This window comes from Chamaesiphon sp. (genome assembly GCF_041737865.1).
In the GTDB taxonomy this organism is placed as follows: Bacteria; Cyanobacteriota; Cyanobacteriia; order Cyanobacteriales; family Chamaesiphonaceae; genus Chamaesiphon.
In genome coordinates, this window is record NZ_JBGSQZ010000281.1 from 1 (window position 1) to 21,930 (window position 21,930).

The 21,930-nt window shown below is 42.2% G+C and carries 22 protein-coding genes and 1 pseudogene; 4 read left to right on the forward strand and 19 right to left on the reverse strand.

The features are described from left to right. Positions 1 to 151: 151 nt before the first annotated feature. Positions 152 to 268: pseudogene (locus ACEW9J_RS21285) on the forward strand (transposase); the annotation flags it as partial. A gap of 105 nt (positions 269 to 373) precedes the next feature. Here ACEW9J_RS21285 and rfbC read toward each other — a convergent pair. From rfbC to ACEW9J_RS21380, 19 genes are all read right to left on the reverse strand, one after another. Continuing rightward, positions 374 to 946: a dTDP-4-dehydrorhamnose 3,5-epimerase gene (gene rfbC, locus ACEW9J_RS21290; RefSeq protein WP_373547090.1), complete on the reverse strand. Its 573-nt coding sequence runs from the start codon at positions 944 to 946 to the stop codon at positions 374 to 376. A gap of 6 nt (positions 947 to 952) precedes the next feature. Further along, positions 953 to 1,825 carry a glucose-1-phosphate thymidylyltransferase RfbA gene (rfbA, locus tag ACEW9J_RS21295; protein WP_373547091.1) on the reverse strand — a complete coding sequence of 291 codons (873 nt, stop codon included), beginning with the start codon at positions 1,823 to 1,825 and terminating at the stop codon, positions 953 to 955. Next, positions 1,822 to 2,889: a dTDP-glucose 4,6-dehydratase gene (gene rfbB / locus ACEW9J_RS21300; protein WP_373547092.1), complete on the reverse strand. Its 1,068-nt coding sequence runs from the start codon at positions 2,887 to 2,889 to the stop codon at positions 1,822 to 1,824. The genes rfbA and rfbB overlap by 4 nt, the downstream gene beginning before the upstream one ends. 101 nt (positions 2,890 to 2,990) lie before the next feature. Continuing rightward, complete coding sequence (locus ACEW9J_RS21305) at positions 2,991 to 4,034, reverse strand: DUF563 domain-containing protein (RefSeq protein WP_373547093.1); 1,044 nt, start codon at positions 4,032 to 4,034, stop codon at positions 2,991 to 2,993. 362 nt (positions 4,035 to 4,396) lie between these two features. Next, the gene (locus ACEW9J_RS21310) at positions 4,397 to 5,491 is read right to left on the reverse strand and encodes a glycosyltransferase family 4 protein (protein WP_373547094.1); all 1,095 of its coding nucleotides are present in this window, start codon (positions 5,489 to 5,491) and stop codon (positions 4,397 to 4,399) included. 21 nt (positions 5,492 to 5,512) lie between these two features. After that, positions 5,513 to 6,454 carry a glycosyltransferase family 2 protein gene (locus tag ACEW9J_RS21315; protein WP_373547095.1) on the reverse strand — a complete coding sequence of 314 codons (942 nt, stop codon included), beginning with the start codon at positions 6,452 to 6,454 and terminating at the stop codon, positions 5,513 to 5,515. 65 nt (positions 6,455 to 6,519) lie between these two features. Further along, positions 6,520 to 7,485, reverse strand: coding sequence for a glycosyltransferase family 8 protein (locus ACEW9J_RS21320; protein ID WP_373547096.1), 966 nt, complete (start codon positions 7,483 to 7,485; stop codon positions 6,520 to 6,522). Between the two features lie 65 nt (positions 7,486 to 7,550). Further along, the gene (locus tag ACEW9J_RS21325; protein WP_373547097.1) at positions 7,551 to 8,570 is read right to left on the reverse strand and encodes a glycosyltransferase family 2 protein; all 1,020 of its coding nucleotides are present in this window, start codon (positions 8,568 to 8,570) and stop codon (positions 7,551 to 7,553) included. Between the two features lies 1 nt (position 8,571). Continuing rightward, positions 8,572 to 9,705: a glycoside hydrolase family 99-like domain-containing protein gene (locus tag ACEW9J_RS21330; RefSeq protein WP_373547098.1), complete on the reverse strand. Its 1,134-nt coding sequence runs from the start codon at positions 9,703 to 9,705 to the stop codon at positions 8,572 to 8,574. Further along, the gene (locus tag ACEW9J_RS21335) at positions 9,699 to 10,808 is read right to left on the reverse strand and encodes a glycoside hydrolase family 99-like domain-containing protein (RefSeq protein ID WP_373547099.1); all 1,110 of its coding nucleotides are present in this window, start codon (positions 10,806 to 10,808) and stop codon (positions 9,699 to 9,701) included. Before ACEW9J_RS21335 ends, ACEW9J_RS21330 begins: the two co-directional genes overlap by 7 nt. A 41-nt stretch (positions 10,809 to 10,849) precedes the next feature. Next, positions 10,850 to 11,767, reverse strand: coding sequence for a class I SAM-dependent methyltransferase (locus tag ACEW9J_RS21340; RefSeq protein ID WP_373547100.1), 918 nt, complete (start codon positions 11,765 to 11,767; stop codon positions 10,850 to 10,852). A gap of 26 nt (positions 11,768 to 11,793) precedes the next feature. Further along, on the reverse strand, positions 11,794 to 13,080 hold the full coding sequence (locus tag ACEW9J_RS21345; protein ID WP_373547101.1) for an ABC transporter ATP-binding protein: 1,287 nt from the start codon (positions 13,078 to 13,080) through the stop codon (positions 11,794 to 11,796). 159 nt (positions 13,081 to 13,239) lie between these two features. Then, positions 13,240 to 14,082, reverse strand: coding sequence for an ABC transporter permease (locus ACEW9J_RS21350; RefSeq protein ID WP_373547102.1), 843 nt, complete (start codon positions 14,080 to 14,082; stop codon positions 13,240 to 13,242). Between the two features lie 44 nt (positions 14,083 to 14,126). Further along, complete coding sequence (gene galE / locus ACEW9J_RS21355; RefSeq protein ID WP_373547103.1) at positions 14,127 to 15,128, reverse strand: UDP-glucose 4-epimerase GalE; 1,002 nt, start codon at positions 15,126 to 15,128, stop codon at positions 14,127 to 14,129. 296 nt (positions 15,129 to 15,424) lie between these two features. After that, positions 15,425 to 15,769 carry a hypothetical protein gene (locus ACEW9J_RS21360; protein ID WP_373547104.1) on the reverse strand — a complete coding sequence of 115 codons (345 nt, stop codon included), beginning with the start codon at positions 15,767 to 15,769 and terminating at the stop codon, positions 15,425 to 15,427. Positions 15,770 to 15,915: 146 nt separating this feature from the next. After that, entirely contained in the window at positions 15,916 to 16,062 is a 147-nt protein-coding gene (locus ACEW9J_RS21365) for a hypothetical protein (protein ID WP_373547105.1), read from the reverse strand. 253 nt (positions 16,063 to 16,315) lie between these two features. Continuing rightward, positions 16,316 to 18,151, reverse strand: a complete 1,836-nt coding sequence (locus ACEW9J_RS21370) for a tetratricopeptide repeat protein (protein WP_373547106.1) — start codon at positions 18,149 to 18,151, stop codon at positions 16,316 to 16,318. A gap of 249 nt (positions 18,152 to 18,400) precedes the next feature. Then, positions 18,401 to 19,357, reverse strand: coding sequence for a hypothetical protein (locus ACEW9J_RS21375; RefSeq protein WP_373547107.1), 957 nt, complete (start codon positions 19,355 to 19,357; stop codon positions 18,401 to 18,403). Between the two features lie 174 nt (positions 19,358 to 19,531). Then, positions 19,532 to 19,879 (reverse strand): hypothetical protein, encoded by a 348-nt coding sequence (locus tag ACEW9J_RS21380; RefSeq protein WP_373547108.1) that lies wholly within the window; start codon positions 19,877 to 19,879, stop codon positions 19,532 to 19,534. 423 nt (positions 19,880 to 20,302) lie between these two features. On the opposite strand from ACEW9J_RS21380, the gene rplC reads away from it, so the two are divergent. The 3 genes from rplC to ACEW9J_RS21395 are packed head-to-tail and all read left to right on the forward strand — an operon-like array spanning position 20,303 to position 21,906. After that, on the forward strand, positions 20,303 to 20,941 hold the full coding sequence (rplC, locus tag ACEW9J_RS21385; RefSeq protein ID WP_373547109.1) for a 50S ribosomal protein L3: 639 nt from the start codon (positions 20,303 to 20,305) through the stop codon (positions 20,939 to 20,941). A gap of 34 nt (positions 20,942 to 20,975) precedes the next feature. Continuing rightward, the gene (rplD, locus tag ACEW9J_RS21390; protein ID WP_373547110.1) at positions 20,976 to 21,611 is read left to right on the forward strand and encodes a 50S ribosomal protein L4; all 636 of its coding nucleotides are present in this window, start codon (positions 20,976 to 20,978) and stop codon (positions 21,609 to 21,611) included. After that, positions 21,601 to 21,906: a 50S ribosomal protein L23 gene (locus ACEW9J_RS21395; RefSeq protein WP_373547111.1), complete on the forward strand. Its 306-nt coding sequence runs from the start codon at positions 21,601 to 21,603 to the stop codon at positions 21,904 to 21,906. Before rplD ends, ACEW9J_RS21395 begins: the two co-directional genes overlap by 11 nt. Positions 21,907 to 21,930: the final 24 nt, after the last annotated feature.

Here is a 21,930-nt window from a genome sequence, read left to right on the forward strand (position 1 = left end):
GCACAATGGAATGAGCGAAATGTGCCACAGGTTTTGGCGCATCGAGTAGCTTATTTGAATGGAATGATTGGGGTTAATCTAAAAACCGTAGCTTAAATTATCGTAAGTATAAATACTCATCGCAAAAGTGTTATGCTCCCATGTTGTCAACCGAACCTATAGTAAGCCAGTGTTTTGGACAGGAGCCTATTTCGTGGCTAGTTGTGGCGGCCTTACTGTCGAACAAGTTAGAAAATATGTCGAAAACCAGAGCGAGATCGCAGAGTAATTGTCGATTCGTCACCCACCCCGCTCACTCTTTGAGCGTTGGTCAAAATTGGTCGGGGGTGGGATTCCTCACCGACCTGCTATCCCCCTCACCACCAGACCGCTCTTAGCGGTTGGTGGGAGTACCCCGCAGGTTAGATGGGAGCAGGCTTAGAGCATCAGACAAGCTTGGTAAGTCGGCATCTTTTGATGACAGAATTGGTTCATGAATTGGCCACTCGATGCCAATTTGTGAATCGTCCCAAATTAAACCTGCTTCATCACCAGGAATATAGAAGTCCGTACATTTATACAAGAATTCGGCACTATCGCTCAGCACACAAAACCCATGAGCAAAGTTTTCGGGGATATACATCTGCTTTTTATTTTCAGCAGATAGAATTTCGCCATGCCATTTACCAAAGGTAGGTGAGTTGCGGCGGATATCTACAGCTACATCAAAAACCGTTCCCTGAGTAACTCTGACTAATTTACCCTGAGGATACCGAAGTTGAAAGTGTAACCCCCTCAGGACGTTTTTGGTAGAATAAGATTGATTATCTTGCACAAAGTCTTTGGGAATCCCTGCTTCTTTATACTTCTTTTGTTGATAAGTTTCTAAGAAGTAGCCGCGACTATCTGTAAAAACTGGTGGGATGAAAACAATTACTTCAGGAATGGAAGTTTGGACGATCTCCATGACTGGTTATACTCCTTCTGTAGCTAGTTTGAGTAAATACTGTCCGTAATCATTTTTAGCCATGGTACTACCGATCGAGATTAATTGTCGATCGTCAATGTATCCCATCCGAAAGGCTACTTCCTCAATACAAGCAATTTTTAATCCCTGTCGTTGTTCGATTGTCTCTACAAAGACTGAGGCTTGGAGCAAACTGCTGTGAGTGCCCGTATCTAACCATGCGGTGCCTCGACTCAGTTTATCCACTTTTAATTGTCCTAGCTCCAGATATTTCTGATTGACACAGGTAATTTCGAGTTCACCCCTGGCGGAAGGGGCGATCTGATGAGCGATATCGATGACTTGGTTGTCGTAAAAATATAAACCAGTCACTGCATAATTAGATTTGGGTTGTAAGGGTTTTTCCTCGATCGAAACTGCTGCTCCATCAGGATCGAACTCGACAACTCCATAGCGGGAGGGATCGCTGACATAGTAACCAAATACAATCGCTCCTTTGGTTAACTGTGCTGCTTGCTGGAGGCTGACACTGAGATTATCGCCGTAAAAAATATTGTCACCCAAGACTAAAGCAACTGCATCGTCACCGACAAACTTCTTGCCAATGATAAAAGCTTGCGCTAACCCCTCTGGTTTGGGCTGAGGCGCGTAACTAATCGATAAACCAACCTGACTGCCATCGCCCAATAACTCCTGAAATAGCGGTAGATCGTGTGGGGTGGAAATCACTAGTATTTCTTGAATCCCTGCCAGCATCAGTGTTGACAAAGGATAGTAAATCATCGGCTTGTCATAAATCGGCATCAGTTGTTTGGAAATCACCCGCGTGAGGGGATACAATCGCGTACCGGAGCCGCCAGCCAAAATAATCCCTTTCATGCCTCTACTCCCAATCGTTGTTGCTGATACTTATTAGTGGTGACAGTTTGGCACCAAGCTTGATTGTCTATATACCATTGCACCGTCCGCCGCAGCCCAGAGTTGATATTTTCTTTCGGTTCCCAGCCGAGTTGTTGCTGAATTTTAGTAAAATCGATCGCATAACGTCGATCGTGTCCAGGTCGATCTTGGACAAATTGAATCAGTTGCTGGTGTGGACAATGGGGAGAAGTCGGTAATAGTTCGTCCAAAATCGCACATAGCTCATTCACCAGCCAGAGATTATCACGTTCGGCATTACCGCCAACATTATAGGTTTCACCAGGTGCACCTTTCTCTAGTACCAAGGCGATCGCGTGACAGTGATCTTCGACATAGAGCCAGTCTCGCACATTTTGACCATCACCATATACTGGTAAAGGTTTACCCGCAAAGGCATTGAGAATCATCAAGGGGATCAGTTTTTCAGGAAACTGATAAGGCCCATAATTGTTAGAACAATTGGTGATTAAAGTTGGTAAACCGTAAGTATGAAAGTAAGCTCTCACCAAGTGGTCGGAACTAGCTTTTGATGCTGAGTAAGGACTATTGGGGGTGTAGGGCGTTAGTTCTGTAAAGGCTGGCTCCTGGGCAGTTAGAGAGCCAAATACTTCATCGGTGGAGATGTGGAGAAAGCGAAATTGCTTTTGGGCATCATCAGTCAGTCTTCGCCAATATTGCCGAGTGGATTCTAATAGATTAAAAGTGCCATTAATATTGGTTTCAATGAAGCTAGCGGGGCCATCGATCGATCGATCGACATGAGTTTCTGCGGCAAAGTTAACAATTGCCTGTGGTTGATACTTATCTAGTAAGTTGTCGATGAGCTGTCGATCGCCAATATCTCCTTGGATGAAAATATGTCGATCGTTAGTTGCGAACTGCTCGATCGTGGCTAAGTTGCCAGCGTAAGTCAATTTATCTAAATTGATTACTGTCGATCGCCTGGAACTGAGGATTTGTGCAACAAAATTTGAACCGATAAACCCTGCTCCACCTGTCACCAAAATATAGTCTTTGTTCATTTTTTAGATATTGGTTATTAATCTAAACAGCAAAATACATGATTAAAAGTTTAAGCAGTAAGTATTCTCAACTTTAGCCTTTTTTTGGATCGCGTCAGGTGCTAAATGCAAGCAAGCGCAATCTCTACAGTAGAGTCAAGAGAATCTAGATCCACAAAAAAGTTAGCGAAAGTCCTATCTGTTGCATCGCTGCTACAGGAAAGATAATAATAAGGAAGTTCATGGGAGGATGCGTATGAAAAGTAATGTAAGTTGTGGTTGTCATTCTCCAGCCTGAATTCAACAACTGGACATCCTGAATACATGAACATCATATTGTTAAAAGCTGCACCTGTTAAACCAACCACAATCGAAGCCGCCGCGAACGCTCGAACCTGCTCTTCAAAAGAAAGCTGTTCGGGATATACTACTGTAAAGCCCTTACCGATCAGCAGATCGATTACCTGAGATTCATTAACAACTTTACGGTAACTTGCTCCCGCTCTGGAAATATAAAGCCGCGTTCCTTGTTGGGGGCGTGAAATATTATAGAATCGATGATATCTCTCTCTTATTTCTCTGACAATCTCATCTTTTGGATTTACAAAGCAGGGACCCATAAAGGATGGCATTGCAAAGTCTTTTATCATAACAACGGGGCTATCGACATAGACAATATTGTCCTCCTTTACACCAAATGGAATTAAGGATTCGAGTCGATATTGCTGATTTCGGTAAATCGCAGGCAATAGAATCTTATGAGAATCAATAAGATCTCTTGCATAATAAAGACGACTAACTGCATCGGTCATCCAATGCCCATAATTAGTACAGGCTGCATCATGAATCAAGAGATAAGGATGTGATGATAGATAGGTACGATCCTTGAGAAACTTTATCCAGGATTTACCAATAAATTTAATACTTTGATAGCTAGAAAAATGCTTGGGAACGACCAATGACTCTTCGACGATCTCAGTAAAGTTGTTAATCGCTATGCCTTGGATCGTATCTACAATTATATTCTGGCCAATGGTAATCGAAATTTCATTACACGATATATCGATCGCGTTGGCAAAAAGCCATTTGTCTGACGCTGCTAGGTTTTGTGGAAGTGTTCGACTCCACTCAAAGGGACCAGTCTGATTAATTTTCTTAATAGACATGCAGGATATGATTTAAGAAGTATCTCTAAATAATGCAATGTATATTACCATACTTTGACTTATGTTAGAGGGAGTAAGATTCTGTGGAAAAGGTGATTCTTCGTATATATGTTTGTAATGCTAATCAAATACAACTTCCAGCGATATCTAAACATCAATGACCTAATTCTCAACTTTCGATAGAGGCAGTTTCGATCGCGATTTGCTCTTGTTATAGAGCCGAACCAGCATAAGTCAATTTGTCTAAATTGATTACTGTCAAGCGCGTGAAACCGACGATTTATGAAATAAAACTTTAACCCGTAAACTCCGAGCTACCCGTCACTAAAATATAGTCTTTATTCATTGTTAGATCCGAATTATTAACTGAGAGATTGATAAACCGCAACAGTTTGGGCTGCGGTTTTGTCCCAACTAAATTGTTGGCAACGATCGTGTCCTTTGGTAATAAGTCTATCTCGTTTGGTGGGTGAATCAATTAGGTCTAGCAATATATCTGTCAGATCTCCAATCGCTTTGGGATTGAATAAAATACCCCCATCGCCAACAACTTCAGGAATACTTGAGGAATTGGCTGCGACAACTACAGTACCGCAAGCCATAGCTTCCAGGGGCGGGATGCCGAAGCCTTCATAAAGTGAGGGATATACAAATGCGATGCTACAGCGATAGAGCTTGGCAAGATGGGTATCACTGGCATTTCGGTAATGTTGAATTCGCTCTGTCAGTCTTAGTTCGGCGATCTGTTGTTGTTCGGCGTTGTTGAAGGGTGCGCCGACAACGCACAAGAGAATGTCAGGGCTAGTGCTGGCGACTTTGGCAAAAGCCAGAAGTAAGGTATCGAAATTTTTGTATTCCTTCGTACGGCCACCAACATAGAGAAAATAAGGTTGAGCGGGCGTTGCTTCTGTCCCATAACTCCATTCACTGCTAAATTCGGAAGCGAGGTAGGTCACGATAGCTTTAGACTCTGCGGCTGGAAAATACTTAATTAGGTCATTTTTAGTATTCTCAGAGATACAGAAGATCGTATCAGCAGCTTCGATCGCGGCTTGCTTGGCGCGGATGGTGTAGCCTTTAGGATCTAGAGTACTGCTAAATAGCTCGTGAATCATATCACAGACGGTGATGACCAGCGGGTGTTTTGTTTGGCTGAATGTTTCTCCAGCGAGCAGGAAATAGTAAGTGGGATGGAAGATGTCAAAAGATTGACGCTCGTTAAGCCAACGGAAATAGTGGCTGCGAACTGAGTGAGCGATCCGGGAAGGTCGAAAATCAGGAAATTCTTGAAGTTTAAGGTTTGGATGGGTAGGATAGTTGCTTTTGCGTTTACGATAGCTAGCGGTTAAGGTTGGCTGGGCAGTTTGAGGAAGCCGAGTGATAATGTTTGTGAAGTAGCGGCTGATGCCTCCAGTTATTTGATCTGCATAAATTTGACCGTCATAGAGGATTTTCATATCAAATCTACAAGATAACGCTTAATAAAATGTTTGAATTAATTGTTTGAGTGGTCGAATTAGATTTTTGATTCTAGGGATGAGGCGATCTTGTTGGCGCATATTGTTGCCACCATAATGATGATTGAAGGTATAGAAGTCAGCTTCAACATTACGAGTCACGATCGGTGGATGCTCGATCTCCCAGATGTCTTGAGTGGGGATATTTGCCCAAGGACTATCACCAAAAGTGTGGGTTGCTTCGGTACCAAAGCCGATATTAGATACAAGATTTAAGTCGGGTTCGATCGATAGTTTACTTTGAGAAAAGCAAGTGTAGAGCCATTGATAATCCCATGTATCGATTTTACCTGCATGAACTTTGTCAAAGGCATCAACCCAAGCTTTTTGCTCGTAACGATCGTGAAATGCTGCTTGTAATAGGTCACGTTGCTTGCATTCAGGCCAAGTCTTCATCTCTACATCATAATGTTTCCAGGCTCTTCTCCAGGTTGCCCAGCCCCAAATGTGAGCATATTTTGTGAAGAAGTAACTGTCAGATGTGCGACTATTTTTTTGTTGGTAGTTACTACCACCGATCATCGAAATGCGATCGTCGTAGCGATAACGTTCTAGCATCGTTTGGCAGAATAGAAAGAATGATGGAGCTGGTAGGCAGTCATCTTCAAGAATAATGGCTTCTTCGACTTGTGAAAATACCCAGTCGATGCCACTAGAAACTCGGCGTTTACATCCTAGATTGATGTCAGAATAGTTAGTAATAACTTCACATTTCCAGTCAACTCGATCGATTACTGCGCGAGTAGCAGCACATTTTTCAGCTTCATCGAACCGATCTGTTCTCGGCCCATCAGCAACAACTAGCAGCTTCAATGGTTTCGCCTGACGAATTGCCTCAAAAACTCTTGCAGTTGTATCGGGACGATTAAAGATGATGAAGGCAACTGGGGTTGAGAGGCTCATTGAAGAATTGAGGAATTGTAGTTAAATTAGCTTAGATGGGGTCTTTCGATCGACTCTAGTATAAATTAATTAGCATCGTCCGAGAGGATAAAACGACGACCAATTAGCCGCCGGATCTTAGCCATTACCAATTTACGTCCCCACTCTAGCTCTTCCTGGCAACGTTTCCAGACTAAATCCGTAGTGAATGGATCGAGAGCATCCTCTTTCCAAGGCGTTTGGGCGAGATACTTAAAATAGAGGTTTTGGTAAGGTAGCTTAAACTCTTTTCGCCACGGCTTACGATTGGTAACGTAATGAATGATGCCCGGGTCTGATACTGCTTTAACATGCTCTGTGGAGCATTTCCAGCCTAGCTTAATTGGAGCTATTAGCGGTGCTTGTAAATTCCAGCGCAGATCGAAGTAGCTGACATTTCCATTCAGGACAACATTTAGTACATCTTGATCGCTATTAATCATTAAACTCAAGTGCCTTTGCGTCCATTCTTTTACTATTTCTAGTAGTCGCAGATCTCGCAAGACTTTTAAATTGAGCAACAATACACCTGCATTAAAATAGACATGCTGTTCGGGCAATTGTAAAGCTTTAAAGTGATCTAATATAGCTACCCCCTTTAAGATCGCAATTGTGTCAATAGTAGCCCCAATCGCATTAGTCCCGATCGGAAAATTCCACAACTTGCTCAGTGAATCCATGACAATGAGATCGGCATCAAGGTAAAGAATTTTTTCATACTCTGGCAAAAGATCGGGAAGCAAGAGTCGAAGATATGTTTCTAGCGGTAAAGATCCTGTCGGGAATCCTGCCAAAAGGCTAGCATCTATTCGATGTACTAGTATAGTGGCTTTGCCACGAGTGGCAATCTCTAACAAACGGTTTTCAGCATCTAAGCTAAGATTCATCGTTAAAATGTGAAATTCGTGGCGATCTGCCATTGTTGCATTAGCAAGAATAGACTGCATGACAACACCAACATGTTTTGAGTAACCTTCATCACATGCAAAAGCAATTAAAATCGGATTTGTCATAGACAGCTAATTTACGATCGAAGATCGGAGACGATTTTTAATTTAGAGTGAGTTAAGCCTTCTAGCTATGCTGGAGATGAATTAATTTTTTTCAACGCTGTTTTAATCGATCTTGGTATCCAGGATCTGACTTTTCTGGATGACTGATTTTTTAGATAGTAAAGTAGTTGATTGACAATGACAATCTCAATACGTGGGACAGTTGTCTTTGCTAGCTGATAAAATTTAATGCAGTCTTGTAAATCGATCGTACTTTCACGATCGAATGTTAAATTTATCCACCCACAGATCGACTCTTCAGCAATTTTCAACGAAGTTGCTGGAGGGATCGAGATACTATTCTCAATACTTTTCTGAATCGAGATATTCTCACAAATTGCTGTTCCATTTAGGGCTGTCTTCGATCTGACGGACGATTTGTGTGTACGAAAAGAGTTGAGCGGTTGAGCGCAAAAGGCAATATCCGATCTTAATAACATTTTAATCCAAGTCATCCAGTCACCAGTGAGAAATAAACTTTCCTCCGCTCCACCAATAGCTTCATAAATAGATCGTCTAATTAACACAGCACTAGCATTGGGAATAGTATTCTTAAATACTAGATACTTTTGACATTCAATTATCCCATTAGCAACAAAATTATGCTCCCACCGATCAGGGTCTAAATCTTCAACCCACTGACGCAAAGTTGGCTCAAATATCACATTATTGCGATCGATTCGACAAGATTGAGAATAGGCAATCCCCACATTAGGATTGTCGTCGAGCATTGGTACAAGCGTAGCTAAAAAATTAGGATCGGCAACATCATCAGATTCAGCGATCCAAACATACTCACCTTCTGTAGCCCGGAAGCCTTTATTCCACTGCTTGAATGGCGAACCGCTATTTAGATCGTTATAAATTGCTTTGATTCGCGGCTGTGGATCAAATTCGGCAAAGACAGCATTACTATCATCACTAGAGGCATCATCCAGATACGTTAGATCGAAATCCTGAAAAGTCTGGTCGAGAACACTCTGGATTCGCTGTCTCAAGTAACGAGCATGATTGTAATTTGGAATGATAACAGAAACTTTAGGCATATTAACACTGCTGTAATGCACTTTCGCGAGAGGATTTAGCTGTTTTGAGAACTCGCTGGGTAGCTTCTAGATAAGCATGTCCCCACTTTTGGCAAGGTTCTAGATGATTGCCTTCTGCCCATTCATTCCAAGCATTGATAAACACAATCCGATCGCTATTGGGATTGGATAACTCTCTTTGTACCACAGTATTCAGCCAACGTTCGTATCGTTCGGGCGTGGAATCATGCAAAATGGTAGCATTCCCATCTTTTCGTCTGGCGGTATTATCCCAAGCAGGAGTTACGCAGGGAAAGCGTTTGTAATCAACCGGTGGTTTTGCTAACATTCTTTCTACGATAGTGTCATAATCATAAATGTTGTTATTAGCATAGGCTGGTTCGGCAAGTTTTAGCTTCCTTTGCACAGACCATTTTCTACCCGTTTGCAGCGGCAGTCCCATATTGCCCCAATCTGGTTGAAACTCAACACAGGCATCAAAACCGATCGATTGTGGATTCTGCTGTTCTTCTGGACAGCTTTCGACTCTAACCAGATAAATATCACCAATTCCCAATTCACGGGCTTCATCACGCCATGTTTTCGCTGTTGCCAAGGGGTCTGGAATTTCACTAGCGCGATAGACCAAGAATAATGGCTTACCATCGATCCGAATATAACGTGGATCTTGAAAGGCTTGGGCAAGATATCTCAGGTGTTGCCGATCGTCTGCTTCACTATATACTTGCCCTGCCAGGATATCTTCATTTTTTCCATCCCAGCGACGCGTCCAATTTTCGTTTGCCCAACACAGACAAAAAGGAAAGTCTGGCTCTTTTGAGGTTAATACATCCTCAAAAGGTCGCTCTAACAGTCTCTTCCCTGTAAACCAGTAGTGGTAATAACAAAATCCATGAATCCCGTAGGTTATTGCTAAATCTGCTTGAGCCTGTCTAGCTTCGGGCAATCGCAGATCGTAAAATCCCAGATCGGCAGGCTGATGTGGTTGATAGTGATCGGGAAAGAGCGGCTTTGTTTTGCTAACATTAGTCCACTCGGTAAATCCCTTTCCCCACCATTCATCGTTTTCTGGAATCGGGTGATATTGCGGTAAATAGAACGCGATCGCTCGAAGTAATGGATTATCGATCAACATTTAGCTACCTCCTCAACTGGCTGCAAAATCACTCGTTTTACTGCTTCAAGGTACTGAGTGCCGTATTTAAGATCCGGTTCGAGATAATTACCTTCAGCCCATTCATTCCAAGCATTGATAAACAGAATACGTTCATCATGAGGCTTATTGATTAAGGAGTTAACCATTTCTTCCAGCCCAGCTTCAAATATTTCTGGAGTGGACTTTACAGCTATAATGGCGTTTTCTCCTCGTCTTGGAGTATTATCCCAAGAGACAAAAATACAGGGATGGGTCGGAAAATCTCGCTTACGGTCGAGCATCAACTGTCGTGCTTCAGCGTAATCATATATTTTAAGTTTTGAACTAGCAATTCCCAGCTTTAGATTCCTAGATAACTTAGACATGCTAATACCATCATTCATGAAATCTGGTAGGACACCAAGTTGTGGCTCAAATACTAGAGTGCCATCAAACCCAATTTTTTCAAAATTAACCCCAGGGCTATGTGCATCAACCCCCATCAAATAAGGTTCGGGCAGTCCAGATTTGATGCATTCATTTTTAAAGGTTTCTACCATTCTCATCGGTTCCGGCAGGTCAAGCGGTCTATAGACTAAGAATAGAGGTCTACCTTTAATCTGGATATATCGAGGATCTGCAAATGCAGGCATAAGAGACCGAATATGATTGAGATCGTCTTCATGGGAGTAACTTTGTTTTTGCAGGATATTTGTTTCCTCTCCCAACCACCTCCTCGACCATGTTTCGTTTGCCCAACATAAACAAAATGGGAAATCTGGTTCCCCTGAAGACAATACCTCATTAAAAGGGCGTTCTAGTAACCGACTACCATTAAACCAATAATGGTAATAGCAGAAACCAGAAATTCCATAGAATTTGGCTAGATCGGCTTGAGCTTGACGTACTTCTGGTAGCCTGAGATCGTAAAAGCCAAGGTCAGCAGGAATATGTGGTTGATAGTGTCCTGGAAACAAAGGCTTGGATTTTGCAACATTAGTCCATTCTGTAAAGCCTTTTCCCCACCAGGTATCATTTTCTGGAATGGGGTGATACTGGGGCAGATAGAAGGCGATCGTTTTAAGATCGAAAGATTTACTCATACTAAAGATCCCAGTTCTTGATTATTATGATTTTCGACTGATTATAATTTCGATATCATTCTATTCACTTTGCTTAGCAGTCGTGAGCCAAAAGAATAACGTAACTTGCGTTGAAGTTCTTGAATATTTTGTTGAAGCTCTTTAATATCTGATTGATACTTTAACTCAGTTTTTTCGTAAACGTCAGACCCATCAAAGAAAGACTTTCCTTGATATTCAACATTCTGATTGCTTGCCAAACAAATATAAAAATAAGGCTGATTAATCACATCTTTAGATAAATCTAGCGAAAACTTTATTCGGTCAAAGTCACCAGAATAAAAACTTAACTTCTCTGCTCCTGATTGAGTAGAATGCTTCAAGCTTAATAGAGATCCGAAAATAATTTTCTGTTCTATAAATACACTTTCTTTAAAGTGCTTTTCAACCAAGCATGTAAATTCATCAAAATCCAATTCTTTTACATGATAGATATTATCTGGATCTCTCCTGTGATATATAGATTTGTCTGGAGTTGAAATAATCATCAACCCTTCAGGTTTCAAAATTCTGACGATTTCTTTCATCATCTCATCATGTTTTTCATGATGTTCCAGCGTTTCAAAACTCACTACAACATCCACAGAATTGTCTGGTACAGGAATGGAATCAGCACTTCCAACTTTAAACTCTAAATTAGGCTTTATATATTTTTGACAAGCAAAATCAATAGCTTCTTGAGATACATCAACACCAATCACATGACTTGCCACACCAGCCAGTAAATTAGAACCGTAGCCCTCTCCAGATGCAATGTCAACAATCACTTTGTTAGATACATACTCCATTGCAAATGCGTATCTATGAAGATGTTCTATCGTACCTATTCGATCGTTAACTTCTGTTACTAGCCTTTCTCCCGTCCAAGGTAATAAAGGCTTATCTTTTTCTTCTGGTGTAATAACTCGATCCGTACTCATTGTTTGTCTCCTGAACGTAAGGTAAATTATTTGATATAATTCCACTCAAGAATTGGTCTTACCAATCCAGGGAAAGCTCCTTCATACATTCCACGAGCTGAAGTGTTGTCAAAAACATCCATAACATCAAAAGCTAACGCCTCTTGCTCGTGAAAAATTACCTCGTAAGGATTATATTGCATTAAAGCTAACCCCACAATTTGCATTCCTTCTGCTAAAAGGTTCCCTGGAATCCAGGCAATAATTGTATGTATTCCTTTTGGAATAGATTTAGCTGCCTGTGCTGTCACTCTATCATGAGAACTAAATATGTGAACGCCTTGTTCATCATATAAGTTTAAACCATGGGTGAAAACGTATTCATCTCTTAGAACTTTGTATGTCATCTCAATACCTACTTCCTCAGTAATTTTGACACAACTTGTCGTCTTTAAATTTTTGTCTACAACTCTTGCTTGGAGGAGACTAACAAATTGATTCCCTGGGGGACTCGATTTCCCTTCCCAATCTCTGTAAGAATCAATCTTCAGATCTTGCTTAAGATAAAAATCTACTACTTTTTGGGATTCTCCGAGAGCAAATACTTTGCCTTCCTTTAGGAAAACAGCACTCGAACACAATCTTTGAATAGCACTAATATTATGGCTGACAAACAGAATTGTTCTCCCTTCTTTTTCAGCAATGTATTCCATTTTACCCATACACTTCTTTTGGAATTGGGCATCGCCTACTGCTAATACTTCATCTACAATCAGAATTTCTGGCTCTAGGTGTGCTGCTACTGAAAACGCTAAACGCACATACATCCCACTCGAATAACGCTTAACGGGAGTATCTAAAAATTTTTCAATCTCTGCAAACGCCACAATTTCATCGAACTTGCGATCGATTTCAACTTTGCTCATTCCCAAAATTGCCCCATTAAGAGCTATATTTTCTCGCCCGGTTAGCTCTGGATGGAACCCTGTGCCGACTTCTAGTAGACTTGCCACTCTACCCTTGATTTTAATTTGCCCACTCGTAGGTTCGACAATTCGACTCAATATTTTTAGGAGTGTCGATTTTCCCGCTCCGTTTTTACCTATAATTCCAACTCTATCGCCCTGCTTAATATCAAAAGATACATCCTTTAGTGCCCAAAATTCTTCAGAAGTACTATTGGCAACTTGAGATAGATCTCGTTGAAACGGCTTTAGTAGACCTTTCGCACCATTGGTAATCGAATCTCGTAGCGTTGTATAGCTTTCTTGTTTCTGATGCCCAATGATATACTTTTTACTTAAATTTTCAACCTGAACTACTGTATCAGACATATATTATTTCCTTTAGGATGTGCCACGACAGCAAATTGGAGATAGCGTTTATAGCCTTCATCTTTCGGATACCCAATAATGTGCTTCCTACTTAAATTCTCAACTCAAACTATTATGTCAGGCAGATATTGTTATTTTATTAGGTATCTAGTTCTAAAATTAAATCACATCAGCAAATGTTCGCTCCATTTTGCGGAAATAAACAACTCCAGCAATTAACATTAATAATACTAGACCTAATGACAAGGCAAAACCTGGTAAATACAGCTTTGCGTCTCCGCCTAAGATCGACCAGCGAAATCCATCGATTACGCCTACCATTGGATTCAATGAATAGAGTAACCGATACTGTTCGGGAACGATACTACTGCTAAATCCGACTGGCGAAATATACAGTCCAATTTGAGTGATAAATGGCACGATAAAGCGAAAATCGCGATATTTAACGTTGAGCGATGCAAATAACAAGCCAGCTCCGATCGAAGCCGCAAACGCGATCGCGATAAACACTGGTAGCATCAATATTCGCCAACTAGGAACATAAGCATAGTAAGCCATCAGTCCTAGTAGAATGATCCCCGAAATCATAAAATCTACAAAACTCACGACGATCGCACTCACAGGCACGATCAAGCGGGGAAAGTAGACTTTAGATATCAAATTAGCATTACCAATCAAACTATTACTACATTCAGATAAAGCATTAGAGAAGAACTGCCAGGGTAGCATCGCCGAGAACACTAGAATCGGGTAAGGCACACCTTCAGATGGTAATTTGGCGAGATTGCCAAATACCACGGTAAATACTATCATCGTGATGAATGGTCGAATTAATGCCCAGGCAATCCCGATCGCGGTTTGCTTATAGCGTACCAAGATATCCCGCCATGCCAAAAAGTAAAATAACTCGCGGTATCGCCAGAGATCTTGCCAATATTGTCTTTCTGCTCGTCCCGCTTCAATTATCAGCTCTGGTTTTGAGTCTGTGGTCTTTACATTCATGGTGTGGGAATATTGATTGTTCCTTGCTTGACAAATAGTGCAGACTAAGAAAAATGGCGCGATTGGTGCCAGTTCCACGCATGTTTGACGATCGCGTTCAAGTCGGCATATTTTGGTTCCCAGCCTAACATTTGGCCCGCTTTAGTGCTACTACCAATCAGTATGGCAGGATCGCCCACTCGTCTGGGACATTCTTCGATCGCGATTTCTTTGCCAGTTACTTGTCTGGCTGTATCAACTACCTCTTTGACAGAGAAACCATTACCATTACCCAGATTGAAGATTTGGCTGGTTTGATGTTCGAGCAGGTATTCTAGTCCCAAAACATGGGCTTGAGCTAAATCCGTTACATGGATATAGTCGCGGATACAAGTACCATCTGGTGTATCGTAGTCGGTACCAAAAACTGATATCGATGCCCGTTTACCCGCAGCAGCCTGTAGGATCAGCGGGATCAAGTGGGTTTCAGGATTGTGATCTTCCCCAAATAGTCCGTCAGGATCGGCTCCAGCGGCATTGAAGTAGCGGAAGATGACCGATTGTAGTCCGTATGCTGGATCGTAATCTTTGAGGACTCGTTCGATCGCGAGTTTCCCCGCACCGTAGGGATTGATCGGCTGTTGCGGATGATCTTCGGTGATGGGGATGCTCTGGGGATTCCCGTAAGTCGCACAGGTGGAAGAAAATACGAAATTAGTCACCCCATGTTCGCGCATTGCATCGAGCAATGTCAAAGTCCCGACTACATTATTTCGATAATATTTGGCTGGATCTGTAACTGACTCGCCCACATAAGCAAAGGCGGCAAAGTGCATCACTGCATCAATCTTGGTGGTGCTAAAAAGTCGATCGAGGAAAGCTCGATCGTTAATATCTCCAGTTACCAATTTAGCTTTGAGGTTGGTTTCAATTAGATCCCGATGTCCATAGACTAGGCTATCGAGAACGATCGTCTGAAACCCTCGCTCTTCTAATGCTTTTACCGCATGGGAGCCAATATATCCAGCCCCGCCTGTGATTAGTATTACTCGATCGGATGAATCCATAATCAAAATTAGCTAATTATCTGAAATTTTAGTACAATTCTAATCTCTTATCTTATAGTTCCCCAAATTAGTCGATCGATCCACCATTCATTATCTGTAGGGACATTTAAGATCCTCCGAGTCGATAGTTAATGGTTTAGGATCGTTCACATTTGTCTCTAGCACTGGCAATAATTGAGCAATGTTTGAGATTAGTATGTTTGAAATACAGCGAAATCCGCCAAAATACGGTAGTAAAGATTTTATTTATTTGGTATATTTATATACATGTACCAGTATTACCAATTCACTCGAAATTAGCGAATAGTGTTGAAAGCTTTCACACCTTGATATCGATTGACACGAGCCTCTCGGCGCGTAAATTCTCCGACTGAGGGGTTGCCATTAGGATGAACTACTCCAGTCACCCGCTGCCATAGCTCATCTGGAGCCAGGGATATATCGTAAGTACGATTGTCAGTCTTACAGACATAGTACCAGCGGGTACTTTGACAGCGATCGCACCAAAAAGCCTCCAACCACTCGCCAGTAATCGATACAGTTGTATGGAATTTAATCAATGTTCTTGCTGCTGACTGATTTACGCCTTTGGCTTCGAGCTGCTCTGGTCGATCGGCAAATATATAGTACTTTTTGCTCATACTGTCGAGATAACAGTCATGAGTTGGGCAATAGATACTTCTCCGTTTAGATCGGCTGCGATTTTTGACACACTTATCCTGCACTTCGGCCTCCTTCGCTGAAATTTATGGCAGTGAACTGAAGGTTGCGGGGGAGAGACTGAGATCTAACAGATCGTCAAAGCCCACTCCGGTAAATTACCATATACCAGACCCAATTGGGCTAAATATTGGTCGATCGAGCGAAAATCAGATTTAGAGCAAATTGATGCTCTTAAATTAATATTTCGCGCGATATTGATGAGTCTTAACATAAAGACTATATTAAATTTTTTTTAATCGCTGAGAACTAATCGATCGAATTATCCAGTTTTGACGATTTTAGATGGTTGGTGATGGGTTTGCGTAACTGATGTAGCGTTTGTGTACCTTTGCCCAGAATCATATCACATTAATCCTCTCTTGTTAGGTACACGTCAATGTTCTTTTGTAAAATTTAGATCGAATATGTCAACTAGCTCCCAGCTTGACAGTAGCCGACGAGATGATTAGCTACTGTTACTAGACCTATCCCTGCATCTTTTGGAGCAAAGCTTGGGTCAGCGGTAAAGCCGACAGTCGATCGACTTGTCCAGTATTCACGACTTGCTGTAGAAAGTCAAGAAAATCTCGCCGCACTTTTTGAGTCTTGGGATGGTCTGCCCCCAAATGTTGCGCCCGAATTGCTAGCGATCGAGTATACAGTTGCTCTGCCTCAGCATATCGTTTCATCGATTGATAGACAAGAGCTAAATTATTTAAACTAGTGGCTGTTTGGAGATGGTTCGCGCCTAGATGTTGCTCTCTAATTGCTAGGGACTGAGTGTATAGTTGCTCTGCCTCAGCATATCGTCTGTTTTTGTAATACAGGCTGGCTAAATTATTCAAGCTCTGGGCAGTATGGGGGTGATTTATCCCTAATTGACGTTTTCTGATTTCTAGAGAGCGAACATACAATGGTTCCGCCGCATCATAGTTGCCAGTTTTGTAATACAGTACAGCCAAATTATTTAGCCCTTGAGCTGTATCTGGGTGATCCTGTCCGAGTTGACGCTCGTAGATCCCCAGTGCGCGAACATACAGTGGTTCTGCTTCGGCATATTTTTCAATCCGATAGCACAAGCTTGCCAGATTGTTTAGCCCTTGAGCAGTATAAGGATGCTCGCCACCCAATTGCTGTTCATAAATGCTCAATGCCCGAACTAGCTGCAAATGAGCATCAGTAAATTTGCCCATCTCATAGTGTAAATTAGCCAGCCGCTCCAGACTTTGAGCAGTATACGCATGATTCGAGCCTAGTTGCTGTTCGCAGATTGCTAGAGCGCGAGTATATAGAGGTTCGGCTTCTTCGTATCGCTGAAGTAACTTGTATAGATCTGCCAAATTATTTAAACCAGGAACAGTATCTAAATGGTTGGGACTAAGTTGCTGTTGATAGATGTCTAAAGCGCGGATGTATAGAGATTCCGCATCTTCATATCGCTCGATCTCAGCATATAAAGCAGCTAAATTGTTGATACTGGACACAGTATCTACAGCATCGATCCCCACTTTTTGTTCGTAAATTTTTAGAATGCGAATGTACAAAGATTCTGCTGGCTCGAATTTCCCCATTGCCAGATACAATGCCGCCAGATCCTGCAAGCTTTGAGCGGTGTCGAGATGGTCGGCTCCTAATTGTTGCTGGTAGATATCGCGAGCGCGAATCTGTAAAGATTCAGCATCAGCATATCGCCCCATTGTCTGATACAAGGTTGCCAGATGGTTCAAGCTCTGAGCCGTATCGATATGTTCTGCGCCCAATTGCTGTTCGCAGATAGCGTGAGAGCGGATATATAGTGGTTCGGCTTCTGTGTATCGACCCATATTTGCATACAGTTGAGCTAGACTATACAGACTTTGAGCTGTATGAAGATGACTATCTCCCCATCGTGCTTCTCTAATAACTAGAGAGCGTGTATAAAATGGTTCTGCATCTATATACCGCCCCATTGACTCATACAATAGTCCGAGATTATTTAAGCTTTGAACTGTAAAGGGGTGATTGGCTCCTAGTTGCTCTTCTCTGATTGATAAAGTCCGAGTGTATAGGGCTTCAGCATCAGCGTACTTACCCATTGACTCATAGAAAACTGCTAAGTTATGCAGATTTTGAGCAGTATACAGGTGATTGACACCAAATTGCTGCTCGCTAATGGTGAGGGAGTGATTGTATAGAGCTTCTCCATCTGAACGTTTGTTGTCGGCATCGCCTCTGTGCAAGAGCATTGAGTCGTACAAAGTTCCTAGTTGACTAGAATTGCCAACATTGTGAGTGGGTGGCAACGATTGTAACTTCTGAGTGGAATTTTGAGCCTCTTTCATACAAACAAATAGATTTTTGACCGCAATCTCACTATATTCGATCGAATTTCGATCGTCCAGCAACTACAAGTGAAAATACTGAGTCGATATAGGATTTGCAGCAATTATTAAAAGATTACACTGATATTTAGAGTCAAACGATATTTAAATTTGACAATGGGATCGGTAGTTTTGCTTGAGTTAGTTTAACTGAATCTATTAATATCTGCTGTAAATACAAACCGTATTTAAAGATACGAGATCGCTTCGTTACCGTTTGATTTTAGAAGTTGATGGGCTAGTCGAACTACGCGATCGATCCGTTTCGTTATCGATCGCTGGAGCAATTTTCTTAGGTTTGTTCCTAGCCGCTGTGCCTTCCGTAACAATCGCTCCAGGTAATGGTTGCAATACTTGGATCTTTTCTTGGTAGATAATTTTACTGTCTTTGCGGATGATGATTCGATCTGCCGCGATCGTGTAATTAGCTTCACCATTGTCTGCTGAAAACTGTGTTCGATCGTAATAACGTAGTCTGAGTGTGATTCCCTGAGATCCATCCTTGGCAATCCCGACGTAGTGAGTGGGATTTTTAACACCACAAATGTACATTAAATAACTTTTAGAGGTAGCTCGATAGAGAATTTTTGTGCGATCGGGACAAATTAAACTAATTTCATTACTAGCTTCTGAATTGACAGTAGCTATTTTAGGAACTGCTGCTCTAACAGGTTGCGTACCAAGCTGACTTGGAGTGATAATGGCAAAATTTCTGAACTTTGCCATACTATTAATACCGCCACTGAGCGGGATTTGAAGCAAGGCAACTTGAGTTAGATTTGTAGGCATTTTGGCAAATACAAAGCTCGCTTTGAAGGGAACATTTTCAATTAATTCGGTTTTAATCGAGTTATTCTCACTAATTCGGTTTGCCAATCGGACACTAGTTGGATAGTATTCATTACCTTCAAAATCTACTAGTTTGATGTTGTTGCCATTTAGATCGATAATGCGATCGTTATTTTTACTAGTCAAGATCGCCTTACAGATTAGATCTTGCAGTTTTCGGCTACAGTCTTGAATCACAACTTTAACCCGATCGTCTTCATAGGTAGCAGGATTAGTTTTGATAGTTCCTGTCTTTACTTGAGCTAGTGCTTGATACGGGTATAACCATATACTTAGAACCCCGTAACAACACATGCTGACGATCGATTTGTTAGTCATACCAATAATTGTAGCTGCACGCTAAATTTTGGAGCAATTATAACACGATTGTCTAGAATGAGATTGACAGAATAACTAAGAATTTAGAACTGCTGAATATCCTGCTGCGATCGTTACGCCTCAACAGATTTTGACCGAGATCGGTACCAATATCGACAATTCAACATTCGCTCTTTAATCAGTTTGTTCTACAAATCGATCGACATCTTCGATGATTCGTGTCAGTTCGGCTTCACTACTGAGCCGGATGCGATCGTCCCGCAATGTAATTAATACCTTGGCGACAAAGACATTTGCCCAAATGTTGGGATTACAGAAGATTTCCAAAAAAACATCCCCTGTATACTGATACTCGATCGGTTTGTGAGGTTTGGGCTTACCCCCGCTGCTGGTTTCTGCTGTCTTGACTTTGAGAATTTGGACGATCTCATTGAGCCTTGCCTGTAATTCCCTGGCGGCAACTGGTGTAAAGCCACAGGATACCGAGCCACTAGCTAAGTTGAATACTAATTGGGATGGCATATCGATCTAAGTAAAAAATTGAGTAAATCCCATCTTAGACCCATCTACTGTCATTAATAAATAGATAGACAACAGCGATCGTCTGGTGTAGACTTATAGATTGTGGTCTGAAACTTCCAACTCAGTAGAGTTGCGACTCCGATGAATCGGCTGAAATAGATACTAGGCGGCGTGCTGCCCGAGTCTGTTATAGCAATTAATACGATTTATCGATCGATACCTTGTCCTTAGTTCTGCGTCATGAGTGAAAACTTATCGCATCCGACGCATCTACAATTACGTGCAGAAACGCACACGATTGTAGATGCTAAAGTTAGCTGGATTGGTAAGTTGTAAATCAAGTCAAACCCACAGATGGACGCGCCTGCCGGTGGAAGTCCATCAACATCCTGATGTCTCAAATATAAGGAAGCATAAAAAACCGTGTCTATCGGTATTCTCGGCACCAAACTCGGCATGACCCAAATTTTCGACAAAGAGACAGGGAGAGCAATTCCTGTCACCGTCGTTCAAGCAGGCCCTTGCACCATCACCCAGATCAAAACAAAAGCCACTGATGGATACAGTTCCATTCAGATTGGTTTTGATGAAGTCAAAGAAAAAGCATTAAACAGACCAGAACTCGGACACCTCAAGAAAGCTGGGGCTAGTCCACTGCGTCACCTCCAAGAATTTCGGGTCGATAGCACTGATGATTGGACACTCGGTCAAGAAGTCAAACCAGACATCTTTACTGTCGGTCAAAGTATCGATGTCACAGGCAATAGTATCGGTAAGGGCTTTGCTGGTTGGCAAAAACGGTGGAACTTTGCGCGGGGACCGATGTCTCACGGTTCTAAAAATCACCGCGAACCTGGTTCGACTGGTGCAGGTACCACCCCTGGTCGTGTCTACCCTGGTAAGAAAATGGCAGGGCGACTGGGTGGCAAACGGATCACGGTCAAGAAATTGGTAGTAGTCCAGATCGATGTCGAGCGGAATGTTCTCTTGATCGAAGGTTCCGTTCCTGGCAAGCCCGGCGCATTACTTCGGATCGTGCCTGAATTCAAAGTCGGTAAATAATTACAACCATAGGAACCGGAGATAAAAAATAGTTATGGCTAATTGCGTCATCCGCAACTGGCAAGGCGAGGAAGCTGGCTCCGCCACCCTCGAATTGGCTGTTGCAAGAGAAGAAAATGCTTCTCACATCGTCCACCGTGCCCTAATTCGGCAGACAAACAATGCGCGTCAAGGTACGGCTAGTGCCAAGACTCGTGCCGAGGTTCGCGGTGGTGGACGGAAGCCTTGGAAACAGAAAGGTACCGGACGCGCTCGTGCGGGTTCGATTCGTTCTCCGCTCTGGCGGGGGGGTGGGGTAATTTTTGGACCAAAGCCCAAAGATTACAACATGAAGATGAATCGCAAAGAGCGGAGATTGGCTTTGCGGACGGCTCTAATGAGTCGGACTGAAGACATCATCGTCGTTCAAGACTTCACGACCAATGTTGCTCAACCCAAGACTAAAGAGTTCGTTCAGGCATTGACTCGTTGGGGTGTAGAAGCTGAGAGTAAAGTATTGGTAATCGTGGCTGAAATTGAAGACAATACATTGTTATCAATTCGGAATATTGCCAAAGTTAAAATGATTTCTGCGTCGGGGCTAAACGTCTTCGATCTTCTCAACGCTGACCAGATCGTCGCTACTGCTGAAGCGATCGCTAAAATCCAGGAGGTTTACAATGACGATTAGAGTTGCTGACCGCGATTTACCAGATTTAATTCGGAACGTGATTGTGACTGAAAAAGCCACAATCGCGATGGAACAAAACAAATACGTTTTTGACGTAGTTCCTCAGGCGACCAAGCCTCAAATCAAAGCCGCGATCGAATCCTTATTTGATGTCAAAGTTAAACGGGTAGATACTCAAAATCTCCCCCGCAAGACTCGCCGCGTTGGTAAGTTCTTAGGTGCCAAACCTCGCTACAAACGCGCAACTGTCACCATCGTCGAGGGTCAATCAATTATCCTCTTCCCTGAAGTTTAATAACTAGGGCGATATTAGTTAGCA

Coding starts and splice junctions, on each gene's coding strand:
- ACEW9J_RS21325 (WP_373547097.1), bottom strand. CDS start 8,570: ATGCCTAAAGTTTCTGTTATCATTCCAAATTACAATCATGCTCGTTAC.
- ACEW9J_RS21330 (WP_373547098.1), bottom strand. CDS start 9,705: ATGTTGATCGATAATCCATTACTTCGAGCGATCGCGTTCTATTTACCG.
- ACEW9J_RS21370 (WP_373547106.1), bottom strand. CDS start 18,151: ATGAAAGAGGCTCAAAATTCCACTCAGAAGTTACAATCGTTGCCACCC.
- ACEW9J_RS21365 (WP_373547105.1), bottom strand. CDS start 16,062: ATGTTAAGACTCATCAATATCGCGCGAAATATTAATTTAAGAGCATCA.
- rplD (WP_373547110.1), top strand. CDS start 20,976: ATGGCTAATTGCGTCATCCGCAACTGGCAAGGCGAGGAAGCTGGCTCC.
- ACEW9J_RS21305 (WP_373547093.1), bottom strand. CDS start 4,034: ATGTCTATTAAGAAAATTAATCAGACTGGTCCCTTTGAGTGGAGTCGA.
- ACEW9J_RS21320 (WP_373547096.1), bottom strand. CDS start 7,485: ATGACAAATCCGATTTTAATTGCTTTTGCATGTGATGAAGGTTACTCA.
- galE (WP_373547103.1), bottom strand. CDS start 15,128: ATGGATTCATCCGATCGAGTAATACTAATCACAGGCGGGGCTGGATAT.
- ACEW9J_RS21340 (WP_373547100.1), bottom strand. CDS start 11,767: ATGAGTACGGATCGAGTTATTACACCAGAAGAAAAAGATAAGCCTTTA.
- ACEW9J_RS21310 (WP_373547094.1), bottom strand. CDS start 5,491: ATGAAAATCCTCTATGACGGTCAAATTTATGCAGATCAAATAACTGGA.
- ACEW9J_RS21380 (WP_373547108.1), bottom strand. CDS start 19,879: ATGCCATCCCAATTAGTATTCAACTTAGCTAGTGGCTCGGTATCCTGT.
- rfbA (WP_373547091.1), bottom strand. CDS start 1,825: ATGAAAGGGATTATTTTGGCTGGCGGCTCCGGTACGCGATTGTATCCC.
- ACEW9J_RS21360 (WP_373547104.1), bottom strand. CDS start 15,769: ATGAGCAAAAAGTACTATATATTTGCCGATCGACCAGAGCAGCTCGAA.
- rfbC (WP_373547090.1), bottom strand. CDS start 946: ATGGAGATCGTCCAAACTTCCATTCCTGAAGTAATTGTTTTCATCCCA.
- ACEW9J_RS21395 (WP_373547111.1), top strand. CDS start 21,601: ATGACGATTAGAGTTGCTGACCGCGATTTACCAGATTTAATTCGGAAC.
- ACEW9J_RS21315 (WP_373547095.1), bottom strand. CDS start 6,454: ATGAGCCTCTCAACCCCAGTTGCCTTCATCATCTTTAATCGTCCCGAT.
- rfbB (WP_373547092.1), bottom strand. CDS start 2,889: ATGAACAAAGACTATATTTTGGTGACAGGTGGAGCAGGGTTTATCGGT.
- ACEW9J_RS21345 (WP_373547101.1), bottom strand. CDS start 13,080: ATGTCTGATACAGTAGTTCAGGTTGAAAATTTAAGTAAAAAGTATATC.
- ACEW9J_RS21335 (WP_373547099.1), bottom strand. CDS start 10,808: ATGAGTAAATCTTTCGATCTTAAAACGATCGCCTTCTATCTGCCCCAG.
- ACEW9J_RS21375 (WP_373547107.1), bottom strand. CDS start 19,357: ATGACTAACAAATCGATCGTCAGCATGTGTTGTTACGGGGTTCTAAGT.
- ACEW9J_RS21350 (WP_373547102.1), bottom strand. CDS start 14,082: ATGAATGTAAAGACCACAGACTCAAAACCAGAGCTGATAATTGAAGCG.